Genomic DNA, 24,019 nt, shown 5'->3' with positions numbered 1-24,019 from the left:
TTAATCACACTCATTTCGGTTGCCCAAAAGACGAGAGTAGAGTAGACCTGATCACAGAGGGGTTTACAAGCTCTTGTCATAAGCTCATGGAAGCTAACGATTGTTCACTTGCCGAGTAGGACGAAAGCACCTAGGCCATCCCAGTGACGAGGCCCCGGCCCTGAGTGGCCGGCCCCGATTTCTTCCGCGAACCCCTCCGTCGAACGGCTGCAATGCGCAGTACAGCCGACGCTCACGGCGCATGCTGCCAATGACCGCTCTGGCCGAGAACCTGCCCAGAGGCTACACCGCCAAATGTCCCCTTGAAAGGTGGCAGCGGCCGTTCAGAAGTCTCGTTTCTTCGCGAAGACAATGACCAGGTCGTGGTCGACGCAGCACGACGCGCCACCTTCGACCAGCCGTCACACCACAACCATAGTTCCCGAAGAACCGCACACCCCTCAAAGCCGCTTCTGCAAATTGCTCACCCACAGCCACAGGGCGTACGAGATCGAGACGATCAACAAGGGTGGCAGCAGCGAGGGCATCGGCAACGGCACGATCATCCAGACGGCAAGCCCTGCCAGAACGGCCCATAGCACGCGCACCCCGAGGCTGTGTCGGATCGGGCTCTGGGCCACGAAGGAATACTTGCGGATTTCCCGCACGAGCTGGCCATCGCTGTAGGCCGCCATCACCAAGGGAATGCCTGGCACCAGCCATCCCATCAACACTTGCAGGCGGTAGGCGACCAGCCCGATCCACAACCAGCTCGCGACGATCCGGTCCCGCGCCCAGGCGCTGAAGTCCACACTTCCGAAGGGCCCCTGCCCTGTCGATTGGGCGCCGATGAAAAAACCTCGGAAGTCCGAAGCGAGCGATTTCTCCAGGTCTTCCAGGGTGCGACCGTAGACAGCACTCTCGCCGCTGCCGGCAAGCGCGTAGACCTCCGCCCGCTCGGCGATCCAGGCGTTGCGGATCACTGCCGGCGGAATGAACGCCCAGGTGGCCGCCATCACCAGAAACAGCGCGACGGCGATGAAGGTACTCCAGGCATTCTCCGTGCGCGCCGCCCTCATGGCTGCGTCCGCAGGATGGGAAAACGTCCCTTGAGCGTCCGGCCACCGGACAGGCGCGCGATGAAGTGCAGCGGTGGCAGCTCGCCGAGCATCGCCGCAGGGAAGAGTTCTGCCTCCTCTTCCAGAATCTGTTCCTGATAAGACGCGGTGTATTCGTCCTGCACGTGGCTATCGACGTTGTGTCCGTAGCGTAGGGCCATCGAACGCACCTTGATCTGCGGCATGCCTTCGGCCAGGTATTTTTGCGTTTCGGAATCGAGAACGCGCAGGGCGATCTTGTTGTTGGTGTTGGCGAGCACCTGGCGGGCCTTGTTTTCGTCGCCAAGTCGGCTGGCAAAGTCGGCAAAGGTCTGCGTGGCGATGGTCACCCGGAAGTCGGCGCCGCCGCCCTTGTTCATGAGTTGTATGGCCGGCTGGTTGAGAACCTCGGCGGCTTCGTCGATGAACAGATTGACCGGCGTCAGCGAATCAATCCCGTAGTTGTAGCGGTCGCCCGCCACGGCGGCGAGATCGGCCAACAGGATGGAGCCGATGGCGCTGCCCACCGTCGAGTCGGCGAGCGAATCCAGACCGATGTAGACCACCTTGTTGCCGTGGATGATCTTCGACATGTCGGTCACCAGCCGCTCGTGGCCGGGCTCGAAGTCCGGTGACAGGAGCGCCTGCAGGGGGTCACTGGTGAGCATCGAGAGAATCGGGATCAGCGACGCCACCATCTTCTGGAAGTGCTCGCGATTGTGCTCGTAGGTCGAGATCAAGCCATCGAGATCCACGGACTGCGCTTCATGGATGGCGATCTCCCGATAGAAGGCGATGTAGGCTTCCAGCTGCCGATCCTTGTAGCGCCGGATATGGGACGCGGCCCGGCTTTCCCAGTCCTTCACCTGGCGGGTGAAGTGAACTTTCAACGCCCGCTGCAAGAGGCTCTCGGGTCCACCTTCGACGTACCGTCGCAGCTGCACCAGATTGGGTCGATGGCCGGTGGCAATCATGCCGTTGGTGATGTCATTGAGCACTTTCCAGCCGAAGGCGGTGAACGGGTCGGCGCCCGTTTCCGAGGGGATCAACGCCGCCACACGACTGGCCAACTCGGTCTTGCGGTTCCAGTTGCGCAAGGGATCGATACACGCCGATCGGTCGGGATGCGCCGGATGGAAATACACGAAGCGCTCCCCTGCCCCACTGGCTTCACACGCGGCGCGGGCATTCCTGGCGAGCGCATGATCGCCCTTCGGGTCGATGATGATCACCGTCTCGCCGCGGAAGATCGCCTGGGCGATGAGCAGATCGAACAGGCGGGTCTTGCCGACACGGGTGGTGCCGACGATCAGGGTGTGCCCGACCAGATGGGCGAGTTCCGAATAGAGATCGTTTTCGGGAGCGAGGCCGTGGACCCAGTACGCGCCCTCGGTCTGTTGGGCGGCTTTGCCGAGCGTTCTGACGACGCCGAGTGAAATCAGAGTATGCAGCTTGCTCGCCTCGATGTCGGTCCAGGGAAACCCTGTTCCCAGCCAGAGCGCCTGCCGTTGAGCGGCCTGGTGAGCCTTCTTTTGGAGTTCCCCGAGATCAATGAACGCTTTGCCGAACGAGCGCAGCCGCGAGGCATCCAGCAGCCGCTGGTAGGCCTGGTAACCGCGACAAGCCGCGGCGAGAGCACATCCGACGGCGAGCAGCGCCGAGAACTGGGAGAACAACGGAACCTCCCAGGAGAAGGCGATGATCAGGGACGACGCGAGCGCCCAGACCAGCGCCATTTTGGCTTCAAAATTGGGGCGCCACGGAACCTCGAAGTCGTAGGGAGACGAGACGGCCATCATGCGCTGCTCGACGATGGCGCCGACGGATGGCCGGCACGCTTTCTTCTGTGGCACGTTTGGGCGTGTGCCATGACCCGCTTCGCCGGATCAAACGTATGGTCGGGCTGACTCGTCGGCCCCGCTAAGGCGATGGACTGATCCAGGTCGGGCCAGCGATCGGCGTCGCACTCATCCCTGAGAAGCAGCGGTTCAGGGAACTGGCCGCCCGATCCTGTGCGCATCATTGCACTGAGGTCGATGACCGGCGTTTTCATCGGAGGCAAACGGCGCTCGATGCTAACCGGCGTCAGCGCCCTGCCGCCGCACTCGCATCGTTGGCCTGGAAAAGCAGGTGCATGACGGCAACGCCAGCCCAGATCGCTACCGGCCATTCGGCCGCCGGAATCCAGATCGTGAGCACCAGCAGCCCCTCGATTCCGATCGACAGCAGGGCGAGAGCGCCGGCGAACCGACGATTGAAAATTCCGCCGTGTCTGGACACGGCGAGGATGAATCCCAGCCAGACCACGGCGCTGAGAACGGCTACGTCCAGCGACCGGCCCCTGACGAGCTGTTCCGTCAGGCCGCCGAGAAGTGTCGCGCCCATGGCCAGCCAGACGAAGCCTGCCGAATCCGGCATGGATTTCCAGTCGCCACGAAGGCTCAAGAGGCGCCAGCAGTGCGACGCCAGGGATGTGATCAGTCCGGATTGTTCGTTGCGCATGTTCTCCTCCTCCGTAATGAGCGCCCCGCCACGTTTCCGATCCACCGCGAGCGGCGCCGATCGGGACGCTATCCAGAACGATTCTACGGATGCCTGAAAAAATGCAAGTCCCCGAAAAGCGTCCTTTTGGGCCGCTTTTCGGAAAAAGTTATCCACAGAAATCGCCCTTCAGAGAAGTTATCCACGTGAAACCTGTCTCAAACGCCATTCGCCGCAAACCCAGGCTACAAGGGGCTTCCAGAGGAGGGGAAAAGTTATCCACGTGAAACCTGTCTCAGTTAACGTGAAACCTGTCTCATAACGACGTGAAACCTGTCTCACGACCTCGGCTACAGGCCTTGCGTGGCAAGGCTTTGAGGGGGGTCTACAAGTAGTAAACAAGTAAATTCAAGTAATTTACAAGTAAGGGGCGGTCGCGCCTGTGGATAACTACCTGCCGCCGCTCCGTTCGAGCCGCAGAAGGACCCACGCGCCGAGTGACGTGCAGCGGAATCGAGGTCGAAAAGGGCAAAAAAAAACGAAAAGCGGCCTGCCAGGAGAAAAACCGCGGTCGTGGCAATCAGGCGGGGATAGCCAGATCGGTACCTCACCGCGGCAGGGTTTTGCAGGGTGTGAAACGGTCACCGTGCAGCGTGCTGCCTGAGAGGCCGTAACGGCACCACCGCGCAAGACGTCTCGCTGCGCGTATGGCCCACGCGCGGCAAACGATCAGCTTCAGCGTCCACCAAACGCACCGTTACCACCCGGAATCTCGACTGTGGATTTCGAATCGTCCGATTCCACACCGATTCAGGCTGCCGCGCACCGTCGCTGCGAGGCGCCCTGCCCTTCGCGATCTGCCGTCTTCCCGCTCCTTGCGTCCGAAAAGTCACCTTTCTGGACGCTTTTCGCCTGCACCGAGGACCGGCAGGGTGCAACAGTGACGGCATGCGAACCAGCCCCCAATCCCCCCTTCTCACGATTCCATCCCGGCGGCCCCACGTTCCCTCCGGCATCCAGGGAGCGGTATTCCCGTGACCAGGGTCGCGCGCCCTGACAAGCTGATGTCCATCGCTTCCGAGATCAGCGATGTCGAGGTCGATGCCGAGTCGCTCGCGTTCATGGGCCAGGCGCTGGTTCAGACCACCTTGCCGCACACCGACCCCGGCGTGTCATCCTTCGAGCGGACGAGCGGTGCCGTGTCTCTTTCGATTATCGCCGACCCGAAAATCGGCCTGCCCTTCGGCACGGTTCCCCGGCTGGTTCTGGCATGGATCTGCACCGAAGCCGTGAAGACGAAGTGCCCGCGGCTGGACCTTGGAAGAAGCCAGAAAGAGTTCCTGCACAAGCTCGGCATGCGAACCGATGGCCGCGATGGGCAGCGGCTGCGCGAGCAGTCCATGAAGCTGTTTTCTTCGGTGCTGTCGATCGTCTTTCAAAGGCAGGGGCGATTCTGTCTGCAAAACATGGCGATCGCCGACGAGGCTTTTTTCTTCTGGGATCCCGAACGGCCTGACGACCAGAGGCGCTGGAAGAGCACCCTCAAGCTATCGGGGGCGTTCTTTCGCAACATCACCGAGTCGCCGGTGCCGATCGACATGCGTGTGCTGCACGCGCTCTCCCAGTCGCCGCTGGCGATGGACATCTACTCCTGGCTCGTCTACCGCATCTTTGTCCTGCGCGTCACCCGTCACCCCAGTGCCCTCATCCCCTGGCAGTCGTTGAAGCGGCAATTCGGCGCCGACTACAGCGATACCCCACGCGGCTTGTTGGACTTCAAGAAGCGCTTTCTCCAGCGGCTGGAGGAAACCTTGCTGTTCTACCCGGAGGCCGACGTCACGGCCGAGAAACCGGGGCTCCTGGTGATGGCCAGTCGCCTGCATATTCGCCATACCGGCGGGGCTCGGTTGTCTTCGCTGTAGGCCTGATTATTCGGCACCCTTTCGATCGAAACACCCTTCTTCGCCGCGCGCTGCTGCGAGTCGTTCCAGTCGCCCGGGCAATCGGAAAGCTTGGCGATGGGAGGACCTGGCAGGGCTCCAGCCTCACGGAGCAACACGTCTTGACGACGCTCTGTCGCCCACTACAATCGTCATGCGTGGCACAAACTCCGCGCCGGCATTCGATGCGGTCTGCGGCGAGCACAAGAACGAACCGATAGACGGGGTGATTCCAGTGCGGCTGATCAACGCCATGCGTTGCACAACCAAGGTGACAAGGACTCAAGGGCGATGGCGGCCAATCTACGGCAGCGAGTGACAGCGGTGAACGGTTTGTTGGCCGCGGTGTATGGTGAGGACGCTCGACTCAGCGTCCTGCTCGAACGACTTGGCGCGAGCGCAGAGGAGATCGGACACTTCCGGGAACACGCCGCCGCTGAAGCCTGCGACCGGGTGGTCGACGCGGTGAGCACCTGCTTTCAGGGCCTTCGGACTGGGAGCCGGGACTTCCTTGTCCTGTCCCGCCGCCTCGGGCTGGATGGCGACGTAGCCACGTTGCAGGAAGTTGGCGATGAATTTGGCGTCACGAGGGAGCGCGTCAGGCAGCTGGAAGAGCGCGCACGCCTGAAGTGTCGGGCTTCGAGACATCGGGATGCGGTTGAGGCATCTCTCCTGGAAATCCTTGCCTTGACGCGCAAGCGTAGCCTCAGCCGCAACCCGAGCGCGCCCGACGAAGGGCTCTGAGCCGGGTAGCCCAAGAACCTCGTTCGGCGGAGCGATGACGGAAACGAGTGTGATGGTTGATGATGGGCACACCGTAGCCGAGGGCGTTGCTCCTCGCTAAAATGATGGAATGTCCAAACAGCCACCCCCCTCAACCCAATCCTCTCAACTTAGCATTTCGTCATACCGGCTTGTAGGCGTGATACCGATGCGGTTTTCGCTGCGGCGGTCGAGGTTTGGAGCGGCCGGCGACAAACTTCTGGAGGTTGGCGGCGATCTCGTGAATGAGGGGCTTCAATCGCCGCGTCGTCGCACCGGCGGCGAGCAGCCAACGGCCGATCTGGCGCTTGATCTTGTCGATCGCCAAGGTACGGTTGATCTTCCATGGCGAATCGGGGTCCAGATGCGCGTCGGTGGCGACGTAGGCGGCCAAAGCATTGAGGTTGTCGAAGACGGCCTTGGCACCGAAGTCCTGATTGGCCGCTTGCCAGGACAAGCCGGAGGTATGTTCGAGTCCCAAGCGATGTTTGAGCCGGCGAAATGCTTCTTCGATCCGCCAACGGCCGTGGTACAAAGCGCCAAAGACGGCCGCCGGGAACGCGACGGCGTCGAGCAGCGAAGTCATCACCACATGTTGCCGCCCGTTCGGCGTAACCACCCGCACCAGGCGAACCGTTGTCGGCGTCGCCGGGCACTCGTAGTCCTGCGCATCGCGCGCGCTCGGCGCACGCAGGATCACCAACTGCTCGCTTTGCCCCGAGCGCATGAACTCACGTACCACCCTGAATCCACGGGACATGTCACAGCGAATACAGAAAGGGATCCCGCGTGCGGTCAGTGCTGCCGCCAGCCAGCGGCAAGGAAAGCCGCGGTCAAGGACCAGCAGGTCGTCGACCTGCAGCCGCTCGATCACCTCGAAGAGCATCTGGCGCTCGTCACACGCGCCATGCTGCAACGCGAAGTGAAGGAACATCTCAATTCCTGGCAAGTACAGGCCAAACGCCGCACCCGTGACGATCGAACGTACCCCGTCTTTCATCGTCGTCAGCCGGACCGCCGCGGTGTCGCTCGCCACTATCCGCAGACCCTGCCATCGCGGCACCGGCAGATGCGCTTCGACCAGTTCCATCAACTTCCGATTGACGTCACCGAACACCAAAGCACCGATCTTGTAGCGCGCCTTGCAGAAAGCCTGGGCGCTCACCAAGCGGACCGAGTCCGCACGATTTCTCAAGTTGGCAAAGAACTGGTCCAGTTCGCCTTGGACCGCACCCTGTACGCCCGACAGCAAAAAGGTCAGGACGGTTGGGAAGCTGAGCGTGCGGTTGCGGGTGAAATACTGCGGCTTGAGACGGGCGTTTTCCAATAATTCCTGTGAAAACAGATAGTTGGCAAGCCCGTTAATTACTTTAGCATATGAAGGGCGTCATACAATTACCCTTTATAAACAATACGTTACAGCGCAATTATGCAATGAAAATGGGCAGCATTCAAGCCGCGGTCGGAACTATGCATTTATGCTAAGTTGAGAGGATTGGCCCTCAACCCCGGAAATCAACCGCCTCAGGGCCGCCGCAGCGCTCATCCCCATTATCGAATCTGGTCTGGCCGACTCACGGCTCTCCGTCGAACGGGCGGCGCTCATGGCTTCTTTCTGCGAATGGACGGTAGAAAAGCCCTTCGACGATCCAAGCGTGGCCAAGTTAGCGGAAACCGTCGATGTTGGCTTGAAACGCATCAAGATGGCGTTGTCGCCAACCGCGTGAGAGCTCTCGGCCATCGGTTGCGCCACCGTGTGGATTTCGGACGGAGAGAATAGCAGTAGCACCCCGCAACGCTGATCGACACGGGCCGGGTCACGGTCAGGAGCACCCGGCCGCGACTTTCCTTAAAAACCTTGACTTGAAGCAATCAGCCGTAAGCGGTCACTCGGCTGCGCATCTCACTTTTTTGTCGGACCGCCCGCTACGTGGCGCAAAGCAGCCGGTGGGCGCAGGATGACGTCGGTCGGCAGCCGGCCAAGAAGAAACGGTCGCGATTTTTCTCAAACGCCAACGTTGACCTGCAGCGATCAGCCGAAAGCGGTCATTCGGCTACGCACGTGACTTTCTTCGCCTGACCGGCCGCTACGTGGCGGTAAGCAGCCGGTGGGCGCAGAATAGCGTCGGTCGGCAACCGGCCACAACCTGCCGGTCGAGGGGGTCATCCAATTTGAATAGCCAAGGCGTTCCGTGACGCGGCTGAATGTCCGGAATTCGGCAAGCAACTTGATGCCTGCACTGTCTCGACACGGCCAACTTCTGCCGGTCGCCCATCGGGCATAGCCGCCGCTCAAGCGACGGCTATGCTAGCCCGGATGTTGCACAAACGCTGCCCTGTGCCTCCCCCGGGGCTTGACTACGCATTTTTCGATTTCCAGGCGATAGTTCCCCCGACCCCGCAAGCGGGGAGAAGCGTGAGAAGTGGTTGATGGTCAGGGTGGGTGGCTGCCTCTCGTGGGCCAGACGTGGCGTGTTCATGGCGAAGCCGGCATGGGGCGCATCCGCTTGGCGGGGTAAAGCCTCTTGCAGAGCTGTGCCAGCAGCCCCTTGAGCGGGCAACTGCTGGGTAGCTGCAGCAGCACCCGGTCCTTGTACTGTTTGACGCGGACGGCGATCTTGAACAGCGCGAGGATGACGGTCTTGGGCTGTGCCGTCGCCAACGGCGTGCCTTGCAGCCCCAGGTGGCGCAGTTGCTGATGCAGAACGTAGGCCGCGGCGCTCAGCAGCAGGCGAGCGAAGTTGGCGAGGAAGGACGAAGCGGATGTCCGATCCGATTTCAGATCGCTTTTCACTTGCTTGATCAAATTCTCAGCCTGGCCGCGGCCACAGTAGTCCTGTTGGTAAAGCGTCCGCGGCGAGGGGCCACGCAAGGAGGTGACCACGTAGCGCTGATTGTCCTTGGCAGGCGTGATCGCGCTACCGGTCAGGACTTCGGCCTTGAGCACCACCCGGAAGGCGCGCGGCCAGGAGCGCGCCTGGTAGTCGAATTCACCGAAATGGCGCACCGCCGCGGCGGCCGGGCGCAGGCCCCGGGCGGCCAGCGCCCGATTCAAGGCGGCGTGTGCGCGCACGTTCTTCATCAAGCCCTCGGCCTGGCGCGTGAGGACCGGGTTGCCGGCCAGGCCGAAGATGAAATCTGCATTGCCATCGGCCTGAATCAACGCCATCAACTCGGGATTGGAGAAATGGCCGTCGCCACGTAGCAGGATATGGGTCTGCGGCCAGTGGCGCCGCAACACGGTGAGCACCCGCTTCATGATCATGGCGTTCTCGGCGCCGGTCGGGCGTTTGCCGGGGCGCAGGACGGCGCTCACCAGAGCGCCGGAGTGGGCCTCGAACACCAACAAGGGCAGGTAACAGTGGTGGCCGTAGTGGTGATTGTAGAAAGACAGGGCCTGCTGGCCATAGGTGGCATCGTCGGTGTGATCCAGATCCAGCGTGATCGTGCGCGGCGCTTCGGCGTAGCCAGCGATGAATTGCTCGACCAGAGCCTGCGCCAGTCGGTAGATGTCGCTTCGTCGCACGGCGCCCTCCAGACGCGAGAAGGTGGCACCGCTGGCCAGCGCCTGCTCGGCATCGAGCGGTGCCCGCCCGGCTGCCAGCTTGAACAGCGGGTCATGACGCAGGGCGTTGGCGTCGTTGCCGTCCTCATAGCCGCAGGCAATCTGAAAGACGCGCTGCGTCAGCAAATCGCGCAGCGGGTGGGTGATGTAACGAGGATCGCGGGAATCGGCAATCGCCCCGGTCAGGCGATCGATCAGGCCGATGCGACGATCGACGGCGCTCAGCACCAAGGCGCCCAGGTCCGAGGACACCTCACCGGCGCTGAAATCGGCGCGAACCGTGAAGCCCGCAGCGGGCGGGAGGTGGAGTTGTTCCGGGGTAAAATCCAAGGCTGGGCGAGTAGTGGTAGGCATTTTTTACGAACTGGTTTCTATAGAACTCCAATTGTATCAAATGTTTACGTGCTTACTCGCCCTCTTTATGCAACATCCAGGCTAGGAGACCTGTCGGACAGCCGATGCGAACTCCTAGGCCAAAGCTGGCACTTGGCTCCACTCAGAAATCTATCCGCTAAGAGAAGCAAAGCACTCCTCAAGGGAGTCTACAAACCTCGGGGGTGATACATGGAAACGTCGTGTGCACACGCACGCGGTGGACGATGAGGGTCTTCTGAGTCTCCGCTCGTCGGATGCGATCTCTCCTCGGCGCAAAATAGGCAATGTCATTCGGGATCCTGTTGGTCGTATAGTTACACAAGAGTACTACCTGAAAGGTATATTCCACCGATCTGCGTGGCGGGGTGGCGCCAAGTTGAAGTGCGGTAAATGAGGTAAAACGGGGAGAGCCAAGTGAGCAGCTGGTTACAGATCGCGAGTGGGCATGCCAATGTTGTCGGGGTAATAGCCGTAGGCATAGTGGTTTCAGCGGCTCTGGGCTACTGGGGGTGGTTCAGCCCGCGCATTGCCGTTCTTGTGCAGGGGCTGCGCAAGCTGACCGAGGCACTCTCCACGCAGGCCGATATGTGGTCAGCGGCAAATGAGCGAGCCAAGGAAGCGGTGAAGGACAACCCCGCACTTCGGCCGGCCTGGCAGGAAACTACCGGGCGTGTAATCGCGCTGCCGCACGGCGGGCAACGTATTCACGTGATGTTCGGTGCTCCGCGTGACATTTGGTCTGCGCAGCGACTGCTGGCACATCAGATGAACCTGCCGCTTGCAGAGGCAGTCCCCAATCTTCTCGTTGGCGTCGGTCTGGCTTTTACCTTCTTCTTTTTGACGGTCGCGTTGACCCACGCAACGTCCGCGTTAGGGGAACAGGCGGGGCAGCAAGCCGATCTTTTGAACGCGACGCGAGGCCTGCTGAGTACTGCCGGTGCGAAATTCCTGACCTCTCTGGCTGGCCTGATTGCGTCCATTTCCTGGACGTTCGCATCCAAGCGGAAGATGGCAGAGCTCAATCGGCAAATTGAACTGGTGCTCGAACGTCTTGGAGTCCTCGTGCCGGTAAGTGGGGGCGAGATGGTGATGTTCGCCCAGCTCAATGCGACACGGGATATTCATCAGAGCAGCACGAAGCACCTTGAGGTTTCGACCGACTTGGGGGCGCTGACGGAGGAATTGCTGAACGAATCGCGCGAGCAAACGGGAACCTTTAAGCGCTTCGAGACCGACCTTGCGGTATCGCTTGCGGGCGCAATCACGAAAGCGTTCAGTCCGCAGATGGAGGCCATGACGTCCAAGCTGGTCTTTGCCATTGAAGGGCTGAGCGACAAGATCGGGACAATGAATCAGGAAGCGCTGGAGCGCATGATGGAGGACTTCAGCGCCACTCTGAAGAAGGCTACCGACAGCGAAATGACGCAGTTGCGTGAGACCTTGGTTGCACTGTCGAGCCGACTGGACGGTGCTGGCGATGCAATTGGTCGTGGAGCGGAAACTGCCGTCGCGGCGCTGGATCGCGCGGGAACCGATCTGGTCGCGCGAGTTGAGGCGGTTGCTGCGGGCCTAGGCACTGGTGCAGCCAATCTTGAGGCTGCGGCGCAATCGCTGAAGGTTGCCTTGAACGATCTCGACCTATCAATTTCCGACGCTGCAAAACTCGGCGAACAGGGCGCGGACTTCTTCCGTGGAGCCTTGGCGAGCATGGATGGAGCAATCGGGAAACTCGACGGGGTGTCGACTGGGCTGGGTGAAGCGATGCAGGGGCTCGAACGTGTCGCAGGTGCCGTCCTCAACGCCCTCGATGGCATTGAAGAACTTTCGCATGAACAGCGTGGCGTGATTCAGGCCGTCAAGGACGCAATGCCTCAGACACTCGGAGCGGTCGAGCGGGTCGCGACAGTCTTGAATGAATCCATCGCAAGCTCTGAGCGAACCATGGAGCGCATGAAGGACAACATCGAGGCCTCGGTCGTGAATTTGCAGGGCGCTGCCGCGCAAATTGCGAAGGGGGTCGACGAGTACTCGAAACGAGTTGCATCGTTGCAAGAGGCAATGGGCCAAGAGCTAAAGGAAACCGTTGTTGAAACGGCCGCCGCGTTGAAGAGCACCGTGGCGTCGATGCTCGAGGGCGTAACCGAATACTCCAACGAGGTTGCCGAGCTCCACCGGACGATGGATCAGCATCTTGCGAAGGCCATTGGTAGCCTTGACAAGGGGGTGGTCGGACTCGAGGAGTCGATCGAGGAACTCGGTGAAATCCTTTCTCCCCGTATGGCTGCAGCGTAAGCGATGTGGAATTTTCATGGGAACGGGGCGTCCGCGGGCGAAACGCAGACTGAGTCTGACGGCGGGTACCTAGCGTCTGCGTCCGATCTAATGATCGGGCTGCTATTCGTGTTCATCATCTTGGTGGTCGTTCTTGCGCTTGAGCAGCGTCGGCAACAACAGGTGGTGGAAGATCAGCGCGCCGCGATTCTCCGCGCAGGGGATCCCCGAGGGATCGTGACCACGGCCATCGGGAAGGGTATTGAAGCAGCGCTGCCTGGAATCCGCGTGGATCCCGAAAGTGGCGTGATTTCACTGCCCGAGGATGTGCTGTTTGCTCTGGGGAGCGCGGAATTGACGCCACAGGGCAGGGGGGCATTGGCGCTTGCGTCTCAGGGACTCACCGGCGTGTTGCCGTGTTTTGTGGCCAGTGAATTGGCCCATAGCCGCAACTGCCCCGATAACCGCGGAGGGCATCAAATCGAGACGATTTTTATCGAGGGACACACCGACAGTCGTCCGTTGAGACGGAACGGCTACGACAATATCAATCTGTCTCTCGACAGGGCACGCGCCGTGCAGGCGGCCCTTGTCGTGGGAAGTGCGCTCGACGCTTACCGGAACAAAGCCGGGCAGCCGTTGTTTTCCTACAGCGCCTATGCTGACACGCGCCCCCTCAGAGGGACCGATCCTTCTGCCGGGCGAAATCGTCGCGTCGATCTTCGGATTGTGCTGACGTATCGCCCGATCGGTGAGGTGCTCGGCGAATTGATGGCGCTCGAAGAACAAGTGGTGCGCTGATCGTGTTGTTTGCGACTCTGCCTAAGACCTTTCCCTCCCTTGAAAAAGTCGCCCGCGACATGGGAGGCGTCTCGGTGACGCCGCCGCCTCCGATGGAAGAGATCGGAAAGCGCCTGCGCGTGACGTTCGAACGTGCACGGCATGAGCAATACCGAGGGCTATCAAGAGTCGAACTGCGGAAACTGCCCTTTGCCTATTGGGTGAAAGGCGAACCGCCCTTGCCCGATGTGCACCCCCAGTTGCTGAAACAGTATTGGACCGAAGTGCTGCCGGAAGCCTTTGCGGGCGGAGGCCGTCGAGCGCGCCGCTGGTTACTTCCGCTGCTGTATACCTACTGTGAAGCCTTTGATTCAGGCGATGCGAAGTTCCTGGACTTCGCATCGAAGCTCTGCATCGTGATCGACGCGGCGGGAGGGGCACTTGCGGAACGATTGCAGCACTTCCAACGGAGCAGGTCGTTCTTCGATCCGAAGCAGGCTCCGAACCATCTCGCCCAGGAGTTCTTGCTCGGAGCCAAGGGGCTGAGTGAAACGATGCAAGAGCTTCTTCTTTGGGACGGTTTCTTCGGCAGCGCTCTTGGCGGGGAGGTGTTCGCCTCGGCACTCCAAGTGAACCCCGAGCGGCTGCGTGAGTGGGCGGTGGTTTCTCGTTTGCTGGAGCTGGAGCAGCACAGGATGCCCGCACGAGTGGTCAAGACAGCGCAGCGGGTGAGGTTTGCGGAGGCCCTGCTTAGACCGTGGCGTCGGGGGATGCCTCCGGATCTCCACCGTTCCAAGCTGATGCGGCTTTTCGTTTCACAGTACGGGGATCCTCGGGTGACTTCGCATGCCAGTTATCAGTGGCATGGCGTAGCTGAGGACGCGGTAAGCGTGCTGATGCGTTGGCTAGCAGGAGATTCCCTGCGCTGCTTCATGCGCATCCTCGCACGCACGGCCGACGATATTTGGCGCTACCGGCAGAAGTTTTGGATGGCCTACTATGACGCGGGGTATGTGGAGGATGCTTGGCTCGTTCTTGGCCCTGATGCGAAGAAGGTGATCGGGGACGTGTCGAGCGATCTTGCCATGCGGTACGGGGTACTCGATGGCGGAACTGCCTCGAATCAGTCGGTGCTGCTGCTGCGGATCGGTGACCTGATCTTTACCGAATGGAGTCATAACGGCAGTTTGCGGGCCTACCGCGAGGGGAGCACCGGGGCACCAACGTTCTATCGCGCCCGGTACCACGCGCATGACTTGAGAATGCACACCTCGTTGGACTTCCACTTTGGCCAGAACAAAAACCCCGAGCTTCGCCATGTCCACTCCGAGTCCGGTTCATGGCAACGAAAGGCGCGCGATTTCATCCGTAGTTTTACCCGCTTGTATCTCGGTGACCGAGACATTCTATGAACGTTGAACTTACTCGTGCCGGTGCCGCCTGGACCCTAGAGAACGGACTTGATGAATGGCTGGCAAACCAGCCGATTCATACCGCAGCCGCGATCAGTGCGTTTGCCGAGGAGTTTCCGGAGCATGTGGGGCCTGACTCGCTCGTTGTTCCAGCCGAGCAGCTGGTCGCCTGGCCAGAAGCGGTGGCCGTCGACCTGGGGTTACCGCCCAATGCCCCGTTTCCGTTTGATGTGCGGCTTTCCGGTGCCATGGGCAAACCGGGGGCGGCAATTGCCTTGCGCTGGCTGCAGCCCGGCAAGGCAATTGCGGCAAGAGATGTAACGCGCGATGGCCCTTGGCTTGCCTCGGGCGGCAAGACCTACAGAATTCCGGCGCCGATTTTTCATGCTCTCCGCCTGGTCGACGAGTTTTCGGCGATTCCGGATGCGGCGCTCGACGATCAGTTTCGTTGCTGGGCACGCATTCGTGAGACGCTCGGTGAAACCCGAGTGGAAGCGATTTCGGATTCCTTTCTCCGGTCGTTCCGGGTGGTGTCGGCTAGTGGGCTTACTTTTTCGCTGGTGACCGACGAACGGGGTGAGATGCAACTTGACCCTGTACTGCTTACCACGCGTGCTGCAGATGAGGGCGATAAGCTCGAGCACGTCCGAGCGCTCCCCGAAGTTGATGAGCCGTTGTTCGCCAAGCGACTCGATCAACTGCGCGAGGGCGCGTCGGCGTTTCCTCTCAGCCAAGGCCTGTACGTCGTGGCCGACGAAGCGCTGCAAAAGACATTGGCCACGGTGAGGAAACTCCGCCAGGCTCCCGCGGAGCAGCGCAAGCGCGCAGCGATGCATCCGGAGGCGGTGATACGCGAGCTCATGGGGTTGGATGAGTCTGCGCCGACTGTCTTCATTGAAACCGAGCGCTACGCAGACAGAGTTCTGGATCTGGGGGCGTGGTCCGAGCCTGCGCTTCCGTGGATCAAAATTCCCTCGCAGGACTGGAGTGCGCCGGTGTCGTCTGGAATACGCTTGAACGGCGTTGACGTGCCGTTGGAGCGTGCGGCCCTCGAAAGCGGTCTCAACGACATGCGGGATGCGCTTGCCGCGGGGCAACAGACCGCATCGATTGGCGGCGTCGAGGTTCCCGCGACAGCTGCGAATCTGAACGCATTGGAGCGGTTGCACGATGCCGTGCGTCGGTACGATGGAAGCAGAACCGACGGTAATACCCACCCGCTGCCGGTCAAGAACGTCCTGATCATCGAGACCAACTTCGAGGACGCGTCCTTCACACGGTCGACGACCGCGGGCCGGTTTGGGAGGCCGGGTCTGCCTGGTGGCTTGAAGACTTCCCCCAAGCCTCATCAATGCGCCGGCATTGAATGGCTTCAGCGTCATTGGGTTGAAGGCAGCCGGGGCGCGATGCTGTGCGACGACATGGGACTCGGGAAGACCTATCAGGCGTTGGCGTTCTGCGCTTGGCTTCGCGAGATGATCGAGGACGGTGCTGTTGAACGAAGGCCCTTATTGATCGTCGCTCCGGTCGGGCTGCTGCGGAACTGGGAACAGGAAATCGACGCTCATTTGCTGACTCCGGGGCTTGGCACCATTGTCCGGGCGTATGGCGAACATCTGAAGGCGTTGCGACGAGGGCGACACCTGGATGGGACGGCGGGGCTCGATACGGCTCGATTGGTCGGCGGAGACGTTGTCCTGGCGAACTACGAGGCAGTTTCCGACTATCAGTTGAGTTTCGGCGCCATCCCCTTCGCCGCGGTCATTCTCGATGAAGCTCAGAAGATCAAATCTCCCAAGGCGCGCATGACCCATGCCGTCAAAGGTCTCAATACCGAATTTACCGTGGCGATGACCGGCACTCCGGTCGAGAACCGCCTGGCGGATCTGTGGTGCATTGCCGATGCTGTTCAGCCGGGCGCGTTGTTGGATCTCAAGGACTTTAGCGCACGGTACGAATCGCCAGATTCCGATGTCCAGACCCTCCGTCACATGGTTTGGCAGGATGAACAGGGCAGCAGCGAGGAGCGCCCGAAGCTTCTGCTGAGGCGTTTGAAAACGGACAACCTTGATGGATTGCCCGCAAAGCACGAGCACGTAATTCGAGTCCCGATGCCCGCGCGGCAGCTTGAGGCCTATCAGCGCGCACTCGCCACCCGCGAACTTGCGGGGCCCCAAGGAACGCTCGGGATGATTCACGCCCTACGAAGAATTTCCCTTCATCCGATGCTGGCTGAAAGCGACTCGGGCAGTGGGCAGGATCTCGACATCGGGCAATCTGCGCGTATGTGCGCCGCGATGCAGGTGCTGGACAAGGTTGTGGAACGGAACGAAAAGGCGTTGGTATTCCTTGAGTCCCTTGACCTGCAGGAAGCGAACCAGCTCCCAATGCTGCTCAAGCGCCGCTATGGTTTGGCCAAGCTTCCCATGGTGATCAACGGTGAAGTCGGCACCGAGGCGCGGCAGACGAGGGTCGATGCCTTTCAGCGTGAAAGGGGATTCGACGTCATGCTGCTCTCGCCGAAGGCCGGCGGAGTTGGCATTACCCTGACCGCAGCCAACCACGTCATTCATTTGTCGCGCTGGTGGAATCCAGCGGTTGAGGATCAGTGCTCGGATCGTGTGTATCGAATCGGCCAGACTCGCCCTGTGCACATCTATTACCCTCTTGCGGTGTTGCCCGAGGCCGAGGAATACAGTTTCGATGTCCAGCTGCAGTTGCTGATGGAGCGCAAGCGCAAGTTGGCGCAGAATCTCTTGGCAGCCCCTGCCTTCACTAAGGAAGACTATCAGCAGTTGCTGGATGGAACCTACGCTCGCGTTGAATCGCCCCGGAAAGTCATGGCCGATAGCTGACGATTCGCATCGCCGCCCAGAACGAGCGCTCCGGCCGAGGCGCTATCGCTGGGTGATTCACGGAACGACTTCTCGACCCCGTTACCTGCCGGCGGAGGCCCCGGAGTGGTAAACGGCAGATGTCGGTCGTCAGCACTCGATGATGAATGGCCGCTTCCGGGAAGCGAAGCTTCACTGACCGCTTTCCGGCGACGAAGTCGACGAGAGGTCGGTCGCATCACGACCCCAAGCCGTCGGTCAGCTTTCTCCAAACCGGCCAGTCAGCCAGGTCCAGATTCTGCGAACTGGACTGCTCCGAAGCGGCCCTTGGCGACCTCAACCTACCGGCCAATTGCTGCCGCACACCGTCTCTACAAAGCCGCCATCTTAGCGACCGCTGCTCTTCGAGACCTGCCGTATGACCAATCCCAAAAACTAGGCCACTGTCGTCATTCACGGAGTCCAGAAAGCTGTCGTTCAGCAACGGCTGCATCTAATGGCCGCGTATTTCGGCTCCCGACCCAGCGAGTAGGGCGGTTTACGCCACCGGTAAGTTCGCCGGGGGCCAACAACTGGCTCAATTCCATTCGGATATTGCCATAAGTTGACGTTGGGGATGTTTTCGCCTGAGTTCGGATGCAAGGGGCTGGCGACCTACACGCACTTGAAACCGTGGTGTCCCCATATCTTCTCGTTTCTGCCTGCCTGACAGATGTGTCGGATTCTTTGACATGTGTCTCGTCAGTGCTATCGAACCGACCGTAGTCGCATTCTCTAAGTGCTTGTCGAATATAGAAAGCCTCACTTTGTTTAGGTTTCTGGCACGAGTTTTGCTTTCTCCAATAATGTGTAAACATATTGCGTTGACTTGGAGAAACCCGCATGAAAAAGACTACACGTGCTTTAGGCACATTGGCCATCGCCCTGTGTTCCGGTGCTGCCTCGGCAGCCCCGATCTTCTGGACCGATTGGACTGGCGGCGACCTGGATGCCGGGTCCGGCTTTCAGGCGCAGGGGACGATCACGACGGGTAGTTCATCCGTCACCGTGACCTACACGAATGCGCAGGGCATCGGCTTCTATCAGCCGAGCGGTGGCATCGACTATTGGCAGAACAATCGAGCCGGAAGGAATCCGGCGACGTCGCCATACACCAGTGCGGCCGTGGACAACATCCCGACTGGTAACGACATCGTCGCCCTGAGTCAAAGGGGGTTGCAGACCCTGAACTTCTCGCAGGCGGTCGCCAACCCGGTGTTTGCGTTTGTCAGCCTCAACGGCAACGGTTACGCCTTCAACCGGGATTTTGAGTTGCTCAGCCTCGGTGGTGTCGATGGCAACGACTGCGGCTATTGGGGTTGCGGCGGTGCCAGCAAAGTCGTCGTCGATCTTGGCGGGGGTAATTTCGAGTACCAGCTCAACAGCAACAATGTCGGCGGAAGCGAGCCTCATGGTGCGCTTCGGTTCCTGGGAACGTTCGATACGGTCACGTGGCGCAGCAGTTCGAATGAGTACTGGAACGGTTTCACGGTTGGCGTGCAGGATACGGCAGTGGACTTCTGCAGCGCGAATCCGACTGCGCCCGGATGCACCCCCAGCGGCGTTCCGGAGCCGGCCTCCCTGGCTTTGCTCGGCCTTGGATTAGCCGGTCTGGCCATCGGACGTCGCCGCAAACTCTGAGCGGACGCTGGTTCTATCTTAAGAAAGGGAGCTTCGGCTCCCTTTCGCATTTTCGCGTGTCGGTCGCTTAGCCGCGAGCTGCCGGGTGCAAATGTCACTCCAATGCTTACATCCGGGCGAACTATGGAACCCAGTCCCACTGACCGCACCTGACCCGATGCCGTCCACCGGCGTCCGGTTTGAATGACAGATATACGCCGGGGTGCCGTCATAGCGCCCTCCACTCGCTGAACGGCTCTTCCGGGTCGTCAGCACTCGATGATGAATGGCCGCTTCCGGGAAGCGAAACTTCACTGACCGCTTTCCGGCGACGAAGTCGACGAGAGGTCGGTCGCATCACGACCCAATCCGGCCCTTCGCGCAGCCCCCAGTTGTAAGGCGGATAACAAAGTACAGCCGCCGTTCAAGAAGAATGCTCACCGGCAAATAGTCGGCCATACGGACGGCCGGTTAACCAGCCGCGTATAACAGCCATGTGTTCGACAGTAGTTACTAGAAAGGCGTGGCGCCCAACAGGTCGTCAGGCCCCAGATAAGTGAGGTCGATCTGCCCGACATCTTGAGAAACCTGGGCACGTATCAGACCCACCCTCGCGAGATTAAGTATCGTCTGTAATGTGCCCAACGGTGCACCGTCAGCCGAAAGCACGCTTGACTGACCGGCCCAATGGTGGACTTGTACAGGCGTACCTGGCAGCGGAGGCATGCCGAGCCACACTACCCCTGCTCTGTACCTGCGCTTCGCCCAGGCGAGACTGTCGCGCGGGTTAAAGCTGTGCGTAAACTGTGTCCACATCGCCTTCGTCTCAGGAGTAGGCCAATCAGGTTGCGCGCTCCATGCTTTGACGGCTTCAGAACTGAGCCACAGGCGAAGCTCAAGGCCCGTCCGAAAGGTCGCGCCGGTGTCGATGACGGCCTTGATAGCACTAAGCCTTGAGCTGAATCCTGCCTGAATGAGAATCGAGGCGGAGCGGCTTAGCGTTCCCGTTTCGACAGCAGGTACGGCCAATCCAAGCTCATATACATCGAGCGGTAATTCGGCGACGGTGTCGCCGTTGGCGACCGCACGAACTCGAAGGGCCTCCATTGCCCACGGCAGACGATAGACGAGTCCGCCTTCTATGAACCGCAGTGTTTCCGACTCCTGACCGGCAGCGATGCCGACGACAGGCTGACCAAGAAGCCAGGCGCGGAGAACGTCGCGCCAATTAACCAGTATAGGATCGGGCGTGAAGGGATAGAACGCGAAGACGCGTTCGGCGATAGCCGTAATCGCGATAATCGCCGCCTCGGCATCGTCATTGAGGATGGCTCCATTGGCCTGGATCAGAAGAAGGTTGGCGTCCGTTGCGATGGCATCTAGCTCGTGGCCGGTTTCCAACCCGACGCCAGCCAGAAAATAGCCGCGGCGGCTCGCTGCGGTCGATTGCCTCCAGATAAGCCGGCTGCGCGAAGCGAGACCCGCTTTAAGTATCTGCTGCACCTGCTCGTTGTGCCGCAGAAGGCGGCGGTGCCAGAGAGAGGATTGCAGAATGTCGTCCAGCGCGGCCTCGATCCCATCGTCAGGAATATCATTCTCGCCTATGAGGCTAAGGACCGCCGTGTCGAGCGTTGCGACGTGGCGGTTCCAATCCGCAAGGGCGCGCTCACGGTCTTCGGGCGTCTCGTTCGTGACCTCGGGGAATGTCCACGCTACAGCGTTGTTCGCGACATACTCGACAAGCTGGTTCAGATCTCCACCGATGCACGCGCTCATTCGTGACAACAGCGCCGCGACTAGCTGCACAAGTCCGCTCTCCATGTTGCGCGCACCGAGATCGTTTATGAGCGACTCCCAGGTACTCCGCTTCCTTGGGATCTTATCGAACATCGGGAAGAGCACAATGCCTTCCACGTCGACATAGGCTCGTCCGGCCCGTCCAATCACGTTCTTGAACTCAGATATCTCAATCCGTTCGCCGGCGCGATGGAGGGAATGCATAACTACTGCCGTGGCCGACAGGTTGAGACCTTGCGCCAGGGTCGGTGACGAGATGGTGACCTTGAGGATGTTGTCCCGCAGCAGGCTTTCGACTTCCTTGCGGTAGGCTGTCGGCAAGGCGCCATGGTGCAGCGCTACACCGAGGCGAAGACATTTGAGGATAGCGCTGTCCGGCCCCAACCATTCCTCGCCAAGCGCTATCGCGGTATTGAGGACAGCAGGATCTGCCTCCAGCAATGAACGTAACGCGCCGCGCTCATGGAGATCGACGATCACATCAGAAAACGGCTCGACGCTACGTCGTTCCGGGCAGAAGATAAGGACAGTCTGCCCGTCCTCTACCAGCCGCCATGCCGTTGCTAGGCAGAACTCGCGCTGATCGCACGGGAATAGCTTGGTTCGCCGACGCTTTGGCGGCACCCAGGTCGGCGGCACCACTCCGGTGAGAAACCGCTGAACCCAGGGCCGTTCTTCGCCGACGCGCAGATTCAGACGCGCGGTAGTCGATTTCCAAACCACCTCGCCGAACCGCAGCCGCGTCGGACGCCAGTCGTGCTTTATCAGGCCGCCAGGATGGTCGCGGCGTAGCCATCCAGCAAAGTCATCGAGCTGGTCGCCGTCGGGGAGAATCGCCGATAGGCATACGATTCGCCGTTCATGCGCGTCCGCGCGACGAAGAAGCCTCTGGATTTGCACCTCGTAGCGTACCTCGCGCTCGTTGAGGCCGATCATGTGCCCCTCGTCGAAGATGAGTAGGCCAACGTCATCGAGAAGGGATGGATCGTTGCGGAGGGCAAAATCGAGCTTCTCCGGTGTGGCGACGACGATATCGCGCTCCCGGATTGCGTCCTCATCGAAACCGCTAACCCCGATGCTGCCGTAGAGTGCGGAAATCGTCTTCCCGAGCGGGCCGAAGGTGCGCTGCAGCGTCGTTTCGGTCTGGGCGGACAACGCGCGCAGTGGCGTTACAAAGACCACTCGCTTCCCGCCAGCCAGACAACGCAGGATGCACAGTTCGGCTATGCGTGTCTTGCCGGCACTGGTGGGCAGTGAGACAACCAGATCATCAGACTGGTCAGCCGCGCGTTTCGCCGCCTCGATTTGGGAAGGCCACAGATCCACCTCGGCTTTAGAACGCTGCTGCAACAGGGCGATGAAAAGCTCGCGGAGTTGGAGCCAGTCGGCCGCCTCGCCTCCCACTGGTTGGAGCGGTACCCGTTCATGAAAGGTGCTCGACCATAGGTCCGAAAGGAGGTGGATAGCGATGCGATGGGCCCACCATTGCGGGATCATGTTCATCTCGCTGCAGATAGAAAGCCCCGTGCGGAGCCGCTCCAACGCCTGGTCAAGCAGCAGTTGCTCGCCGCGTTCGAGCGCGAGCAGAAATAGAGCCATCGCCGACATAAAGGTGTCGACTAGCGCTATATCCAGGCCTTCGAAAAGGAAGTCATTGCCATCCTCTGCCAATTCTGCTGCCGCCTCAAGTTGATCGAGGTTGGCTTGGATTCCCGCAGCGATTCGCGCGTCGCTGCCTTCACAGGAGGCTCGGAAGTCAAGCACAATGGTGCGAAGTCCGTGAAAGTTCCGCCGCATTAATAGCGCGAGGACCCGCTCGGTTGGCGCGAAGTTCTCATCGGCTTCGACGAACGCCAGCAGCGAGAACGCACGAGCGGAGAGATGAGCGAGATGATAGCTCGCCGCTGCCACAATGAAGTGGAAGTCCCGATCGGTCTCCTCGCGATTGCCTTTTGCAATCACTGCCTCAAGGGCGGTGGCGGCCTGCTCGAAGGCTGTTCGCGCCTGCGCGGCCTCACCACCGAGCTCACGTAAGCGAAGGCCCAGTCCGAACAGGGCGTAGCCGTAAGAATGTAAGTCATAGCTGAGCTGCGGCGCAAAGGCCGGAGCATCTGGCGGGAGCACCCCGTCGCGCCAGATGATCGCTCGCGCCTGACCGCGTGCTATGAGACGGCCGCGAAAGCCAGCCGTTGCCGCTTCGGCGATGTCGGCCGCGATTGCCTCAGGCGTTGTTGGCATTGGCGATTACTTGATCGTAGACTGCGCCGATGAAGGCGGCGTGCCCCTCAACGCGCAGGCCGACCCCCCACTGATTGATCGGTCCAGGGCAGGCCTGCAGGGAAGCGGTTAACAGCGCGTCTGGTGCGTTACCAGAAAAGGTAAAAAGCAGATGCCGGACATTCTGCGGCAGGATGCCGTGCTTCAGCAGCGCATCATCGATCGCGTCAGCGAGCGGTAGGTTGTTCAGCTCGAGTAGGCGGGCCGAGATGAAAGACAGCGCATGCGCGGACGGTAGTCCACCATCCTTGTCGAGACCAGCTCTGGCCTCTTTGAGAACTTGGGCATTGAGTGTGATGCGGCTTTTGGCTTCTGTCTTCAGGAAATGGAGGCGTTGAGTCTGGGCGTCCTGAAGAATGCCTATCACGTCATCGCCACGCATCGCCATGTTGCGATGGTCTTTCCACCGCAGGCGTTTGATCGGGGCGTGGTAGCCGCCGCTATGCGCATCGATCCATTCGGTGGCGTAGATCTCGCCAAGGTCGCCGGAACGGATCGCCTTCGTCGTCGGGAGCTTCCCCTGGATCAGCGCTGCCGCCGCCGGCTTGCCAAGACGCGCCAGCGCGCGCGCCACTTGTTCTTCCGAGGCATAGTGTCCCGGCACGATGGCTGCGGTTGCCTGAATGCCCGTCAGAAGGCTCGCCGCCTGCCCAGTCATTACCATGCGGTGATGGTTTCCGACCACGTCGTCTACTGATATGCACCAGTCATTAAACTGCGCCATCACTACTCCCCTGCTTGAATCGCCCCGGGTTCTCTAGACCACCCCGAGCGTCATCAACTACTACTT

Annotated in this window: 15 protein-coding genes; 8 read left to right on the top strand and 7 right to left on the bottom strand. The window is 60.5% G+C overall.

Features of this window, described 5'->3' with window-relative positions; translation table 11 throughout:
- Positions 1 to 440: 440 nt before the first annotated feature.
- The 3 genes from QZ648_RS11805 to QZ648_RS11795 all read right to left on the bottom strand — a co-directional run bounded on the left by QZ648_RS11805 (position 441) and on the right by QZ648_RS11795 (position 3,578).
- Positions 441 to 1,058 carry a DUF4400 domain-containing protein gene (locus QZ648_RS11805; protein ID WP_291997153.1) on the bottom strand — a complete coding sequence of 206 codons (618 nt, stop codon included), beginning with the start codon at positions 1,056 to 1,058 and terminating at the stop codon, positions 441 to 443.
- A complete protein-coding gene (gene traD, locus QZ648_RS11800) occupies positions 1,055 to 2,929 on the bottom strand; it encodes a conjugative transfer system coupling protein TraD (protein WP_291997152.1) in 1,875 nt (624 codons plus the stop codon). The genes QZ648_RS11805 and traD overlap by 4 nt, the downstream gene beginning before the upstream one ends.
- 232 nt (positions 2,930 to 3,161) lie before the next feature.
- Entirely contained in the window at positions 3,162 to 3,578 is a 417-nt protein-coding gene (locus QZ648_RS11795) for a hypothetical protein (protein WP_291997151.1), read from the bottom strand.
- A 1,013-nt stretch (positions 3,579 to 4,591) separates the two neighbouring features.
- On the opposite strand from QZ648_RS11795, the gene QZ648_RS11790 reads away from it, so the two are divergent.
- Positions 4,592 to 5,479, top strand: a complete 888-nt coding sequence (locus QZ648_RS11790; protein ID WP_291997150.1) for a replication protein RepA — start codon at positions 4,592 to 4,594, stop codon at positions 5,477 to 5,479.
- 309 nt (positions 5,480 to 5,788) lie between these two features.
- Positions 5,789 to 6,241, top strand: a complete 453-nt coding sequence (locus QZ648_RS11785) for a sigma factor-like helix-turn-helix DNA-binding protein (protein WP_291997149.1) — start codon at positions 5,789 to 5,791, stop codon at positions 6,239 to 6,241.
- Between the two features lie 160 nt (positions 6,242 to 6,401).
- On the opposite strand, the gene QZ648_RS11780 is transcribed toward QZ648_RS11785, so the two are convergent.
- Positions 6,402 to 7,604: an IS4 family transposase gene (locus QZ648_RS11780; protein ID WP_291997240.1), complete on the bottom strand. Its 1,203-nt coding sequence runs from the start codon at positions 7,602 to 7,604 to the stop codon at positions 6,402 to 6,404.
- A gap of 259 nt (positions 7,605 to 7,863) precedes the next feature.
- Here QZ648_RS11780 and QZ648_RS11775 point away from each other — a divergent pair, with 259 nt between their 5' ends.
- Positions 7,864 to 7,986 (top strand): hypothetical protein, encoded by a 123-nt coding sequence (locus tag QZ648_RS11775; RefSeq protein ID WP_291997148.1) that lies wholly within the window; start codon positions 7,864 to 7,866, stop codon positions 7,984 to 7,986.
- Positions 7,987 to 8,735: 749 nt separating this feature from the next.
- Here the strand turns inward: QZ648_RS11775 and QZ648_RS11770 are convergent.
- Positions 8,736 to 10,178, bottom strand: coding sequence for an IS1380 family transposase (locus tag QZ648_RS11770; protein ID WP_169068687.1), 1,443 nt, complete (start codon positions 10,176 to 10,178; stop codon positions 8,736 to 8,738).
- A 435-nt stretch (positions 10,179 to 10,613) separates the two neighbouring features.
- On the opposite strand from QZ648_RS11770, the gene QZ648_RS11765 reads away from it, so the two are divergent.
- The 5 genes from QZ648_RS11765 to QZ648_RS11745 all read left to right on the top strand — a co-directional run bounded on the left by QZ648_RS11765 (position 10,614) and on the right by QZ648_RS11745 (position 19,176).
- Positions 10,614 to 12,491, top strand: coding sequence for a hypothetical protein (locus QZ648_RS11765; protein ID WP_291997147.1), 1,878 nt, complete (start codon positions 10,614 to 10,616; stop codon positions 12,489 to 12,491).
- 90 nt (positions 12,492 to 12,581) lie between these two features.
- A complete protein-coding gene (locus QZ648_RS11760; RefSeq protein ID WP_291997146.1) occupies positions 12,582 to 13,271 on the top strand; it encodes an OmpA family protein in 690 nt (229 codons plus the stop codon).
- 5 nt (positions 13,272 to 13,276) lie between these two features.
- Positions 13,277 to 14,662, top strand: a complete 1,386-nt coding sequence (locus QZ648_RS11755) for an EH signature domain-containing protein (RefSeq protein WP_291997145.1) — start codon at positions 13,277 to 13,279, stop codon at positions 14,660 to 14,662.
- On the top strand, positions 14,659 to 17,517 hold the full coding sequence (locus QZ648_RS11750; protein ID WP_291997144.1) for a DEAD/DEAH box helicase: 2,859 nt from the start codon (positions 14,659 to 14,661) through the stop codon (positions 17,515 to 17,517). The genes QZ648_RS11755 and QZ648_RS11750 overlap by 4 nt, the downstream gene beginning before the upstream one ends.
- 891 nt (positions 17,518 to 18,408) lie before the next feature.
- Entirely contained in the window at positions 18,409 to 19,176 is a 768-nt protein-coding gene (locus QZ648_RS11745; RefSeq protein WP_291997143.1) for a PEP-CTERM sorting domain-containing protein, read from the top strand.
- 492 nt (positions 19,177 to 19,668) lie between these two features.
- Here the strand turns inward: QZ648_RS11745 and QZ648_RS11740 are convergent, their stop codons facing one another.
- Together QZ648_RS11740 and QZ648_RS11735 are read right to left on the bottom strand one after the other, a co-directional pair.
- Entirely contained in the window at positions 19,669 to 23,190 is a 3,522-nt protein-coding gene (locus tag QZ648_RS11740) for a DEAD/DEAH box helicase (RefSeq protein ID WP_291997142.1), read from the bottom strand.
- Complete coding sequence (locus tag QZ648_RS11735; protein ID WP_291997141.1) at positions 23,174 to 23,953, bottom strand: Hachiman antiphage defense system protein HamA; 780 nt, start codon at positions 23,951 to 23,953, stop codon at positions 23,174 to 23,176. Before QZ648_RS11735 ends, QZ648_RS11740 begins: the two co-directional genes overlap by 17 nt.
- Positions 23,954 to 24,019 lie beyond the last annotated feature (66 nt).

This window comes from Candidatus Accumulibacter sp. ACC012, assembly GCF_907163155.1.
Classification (GTDB): domain Bacteria; phylum Pseudomonadota; class Gammaproteobacteria; order Burkholderiales; family Rhodocyclaceae; genus Accumulibacter; species Accumulibacter delftensis.
Note: the sequence above shows the minus strand (reverse complement) of the source record. Positions and strands in the feature narration are given on the sequence as shown.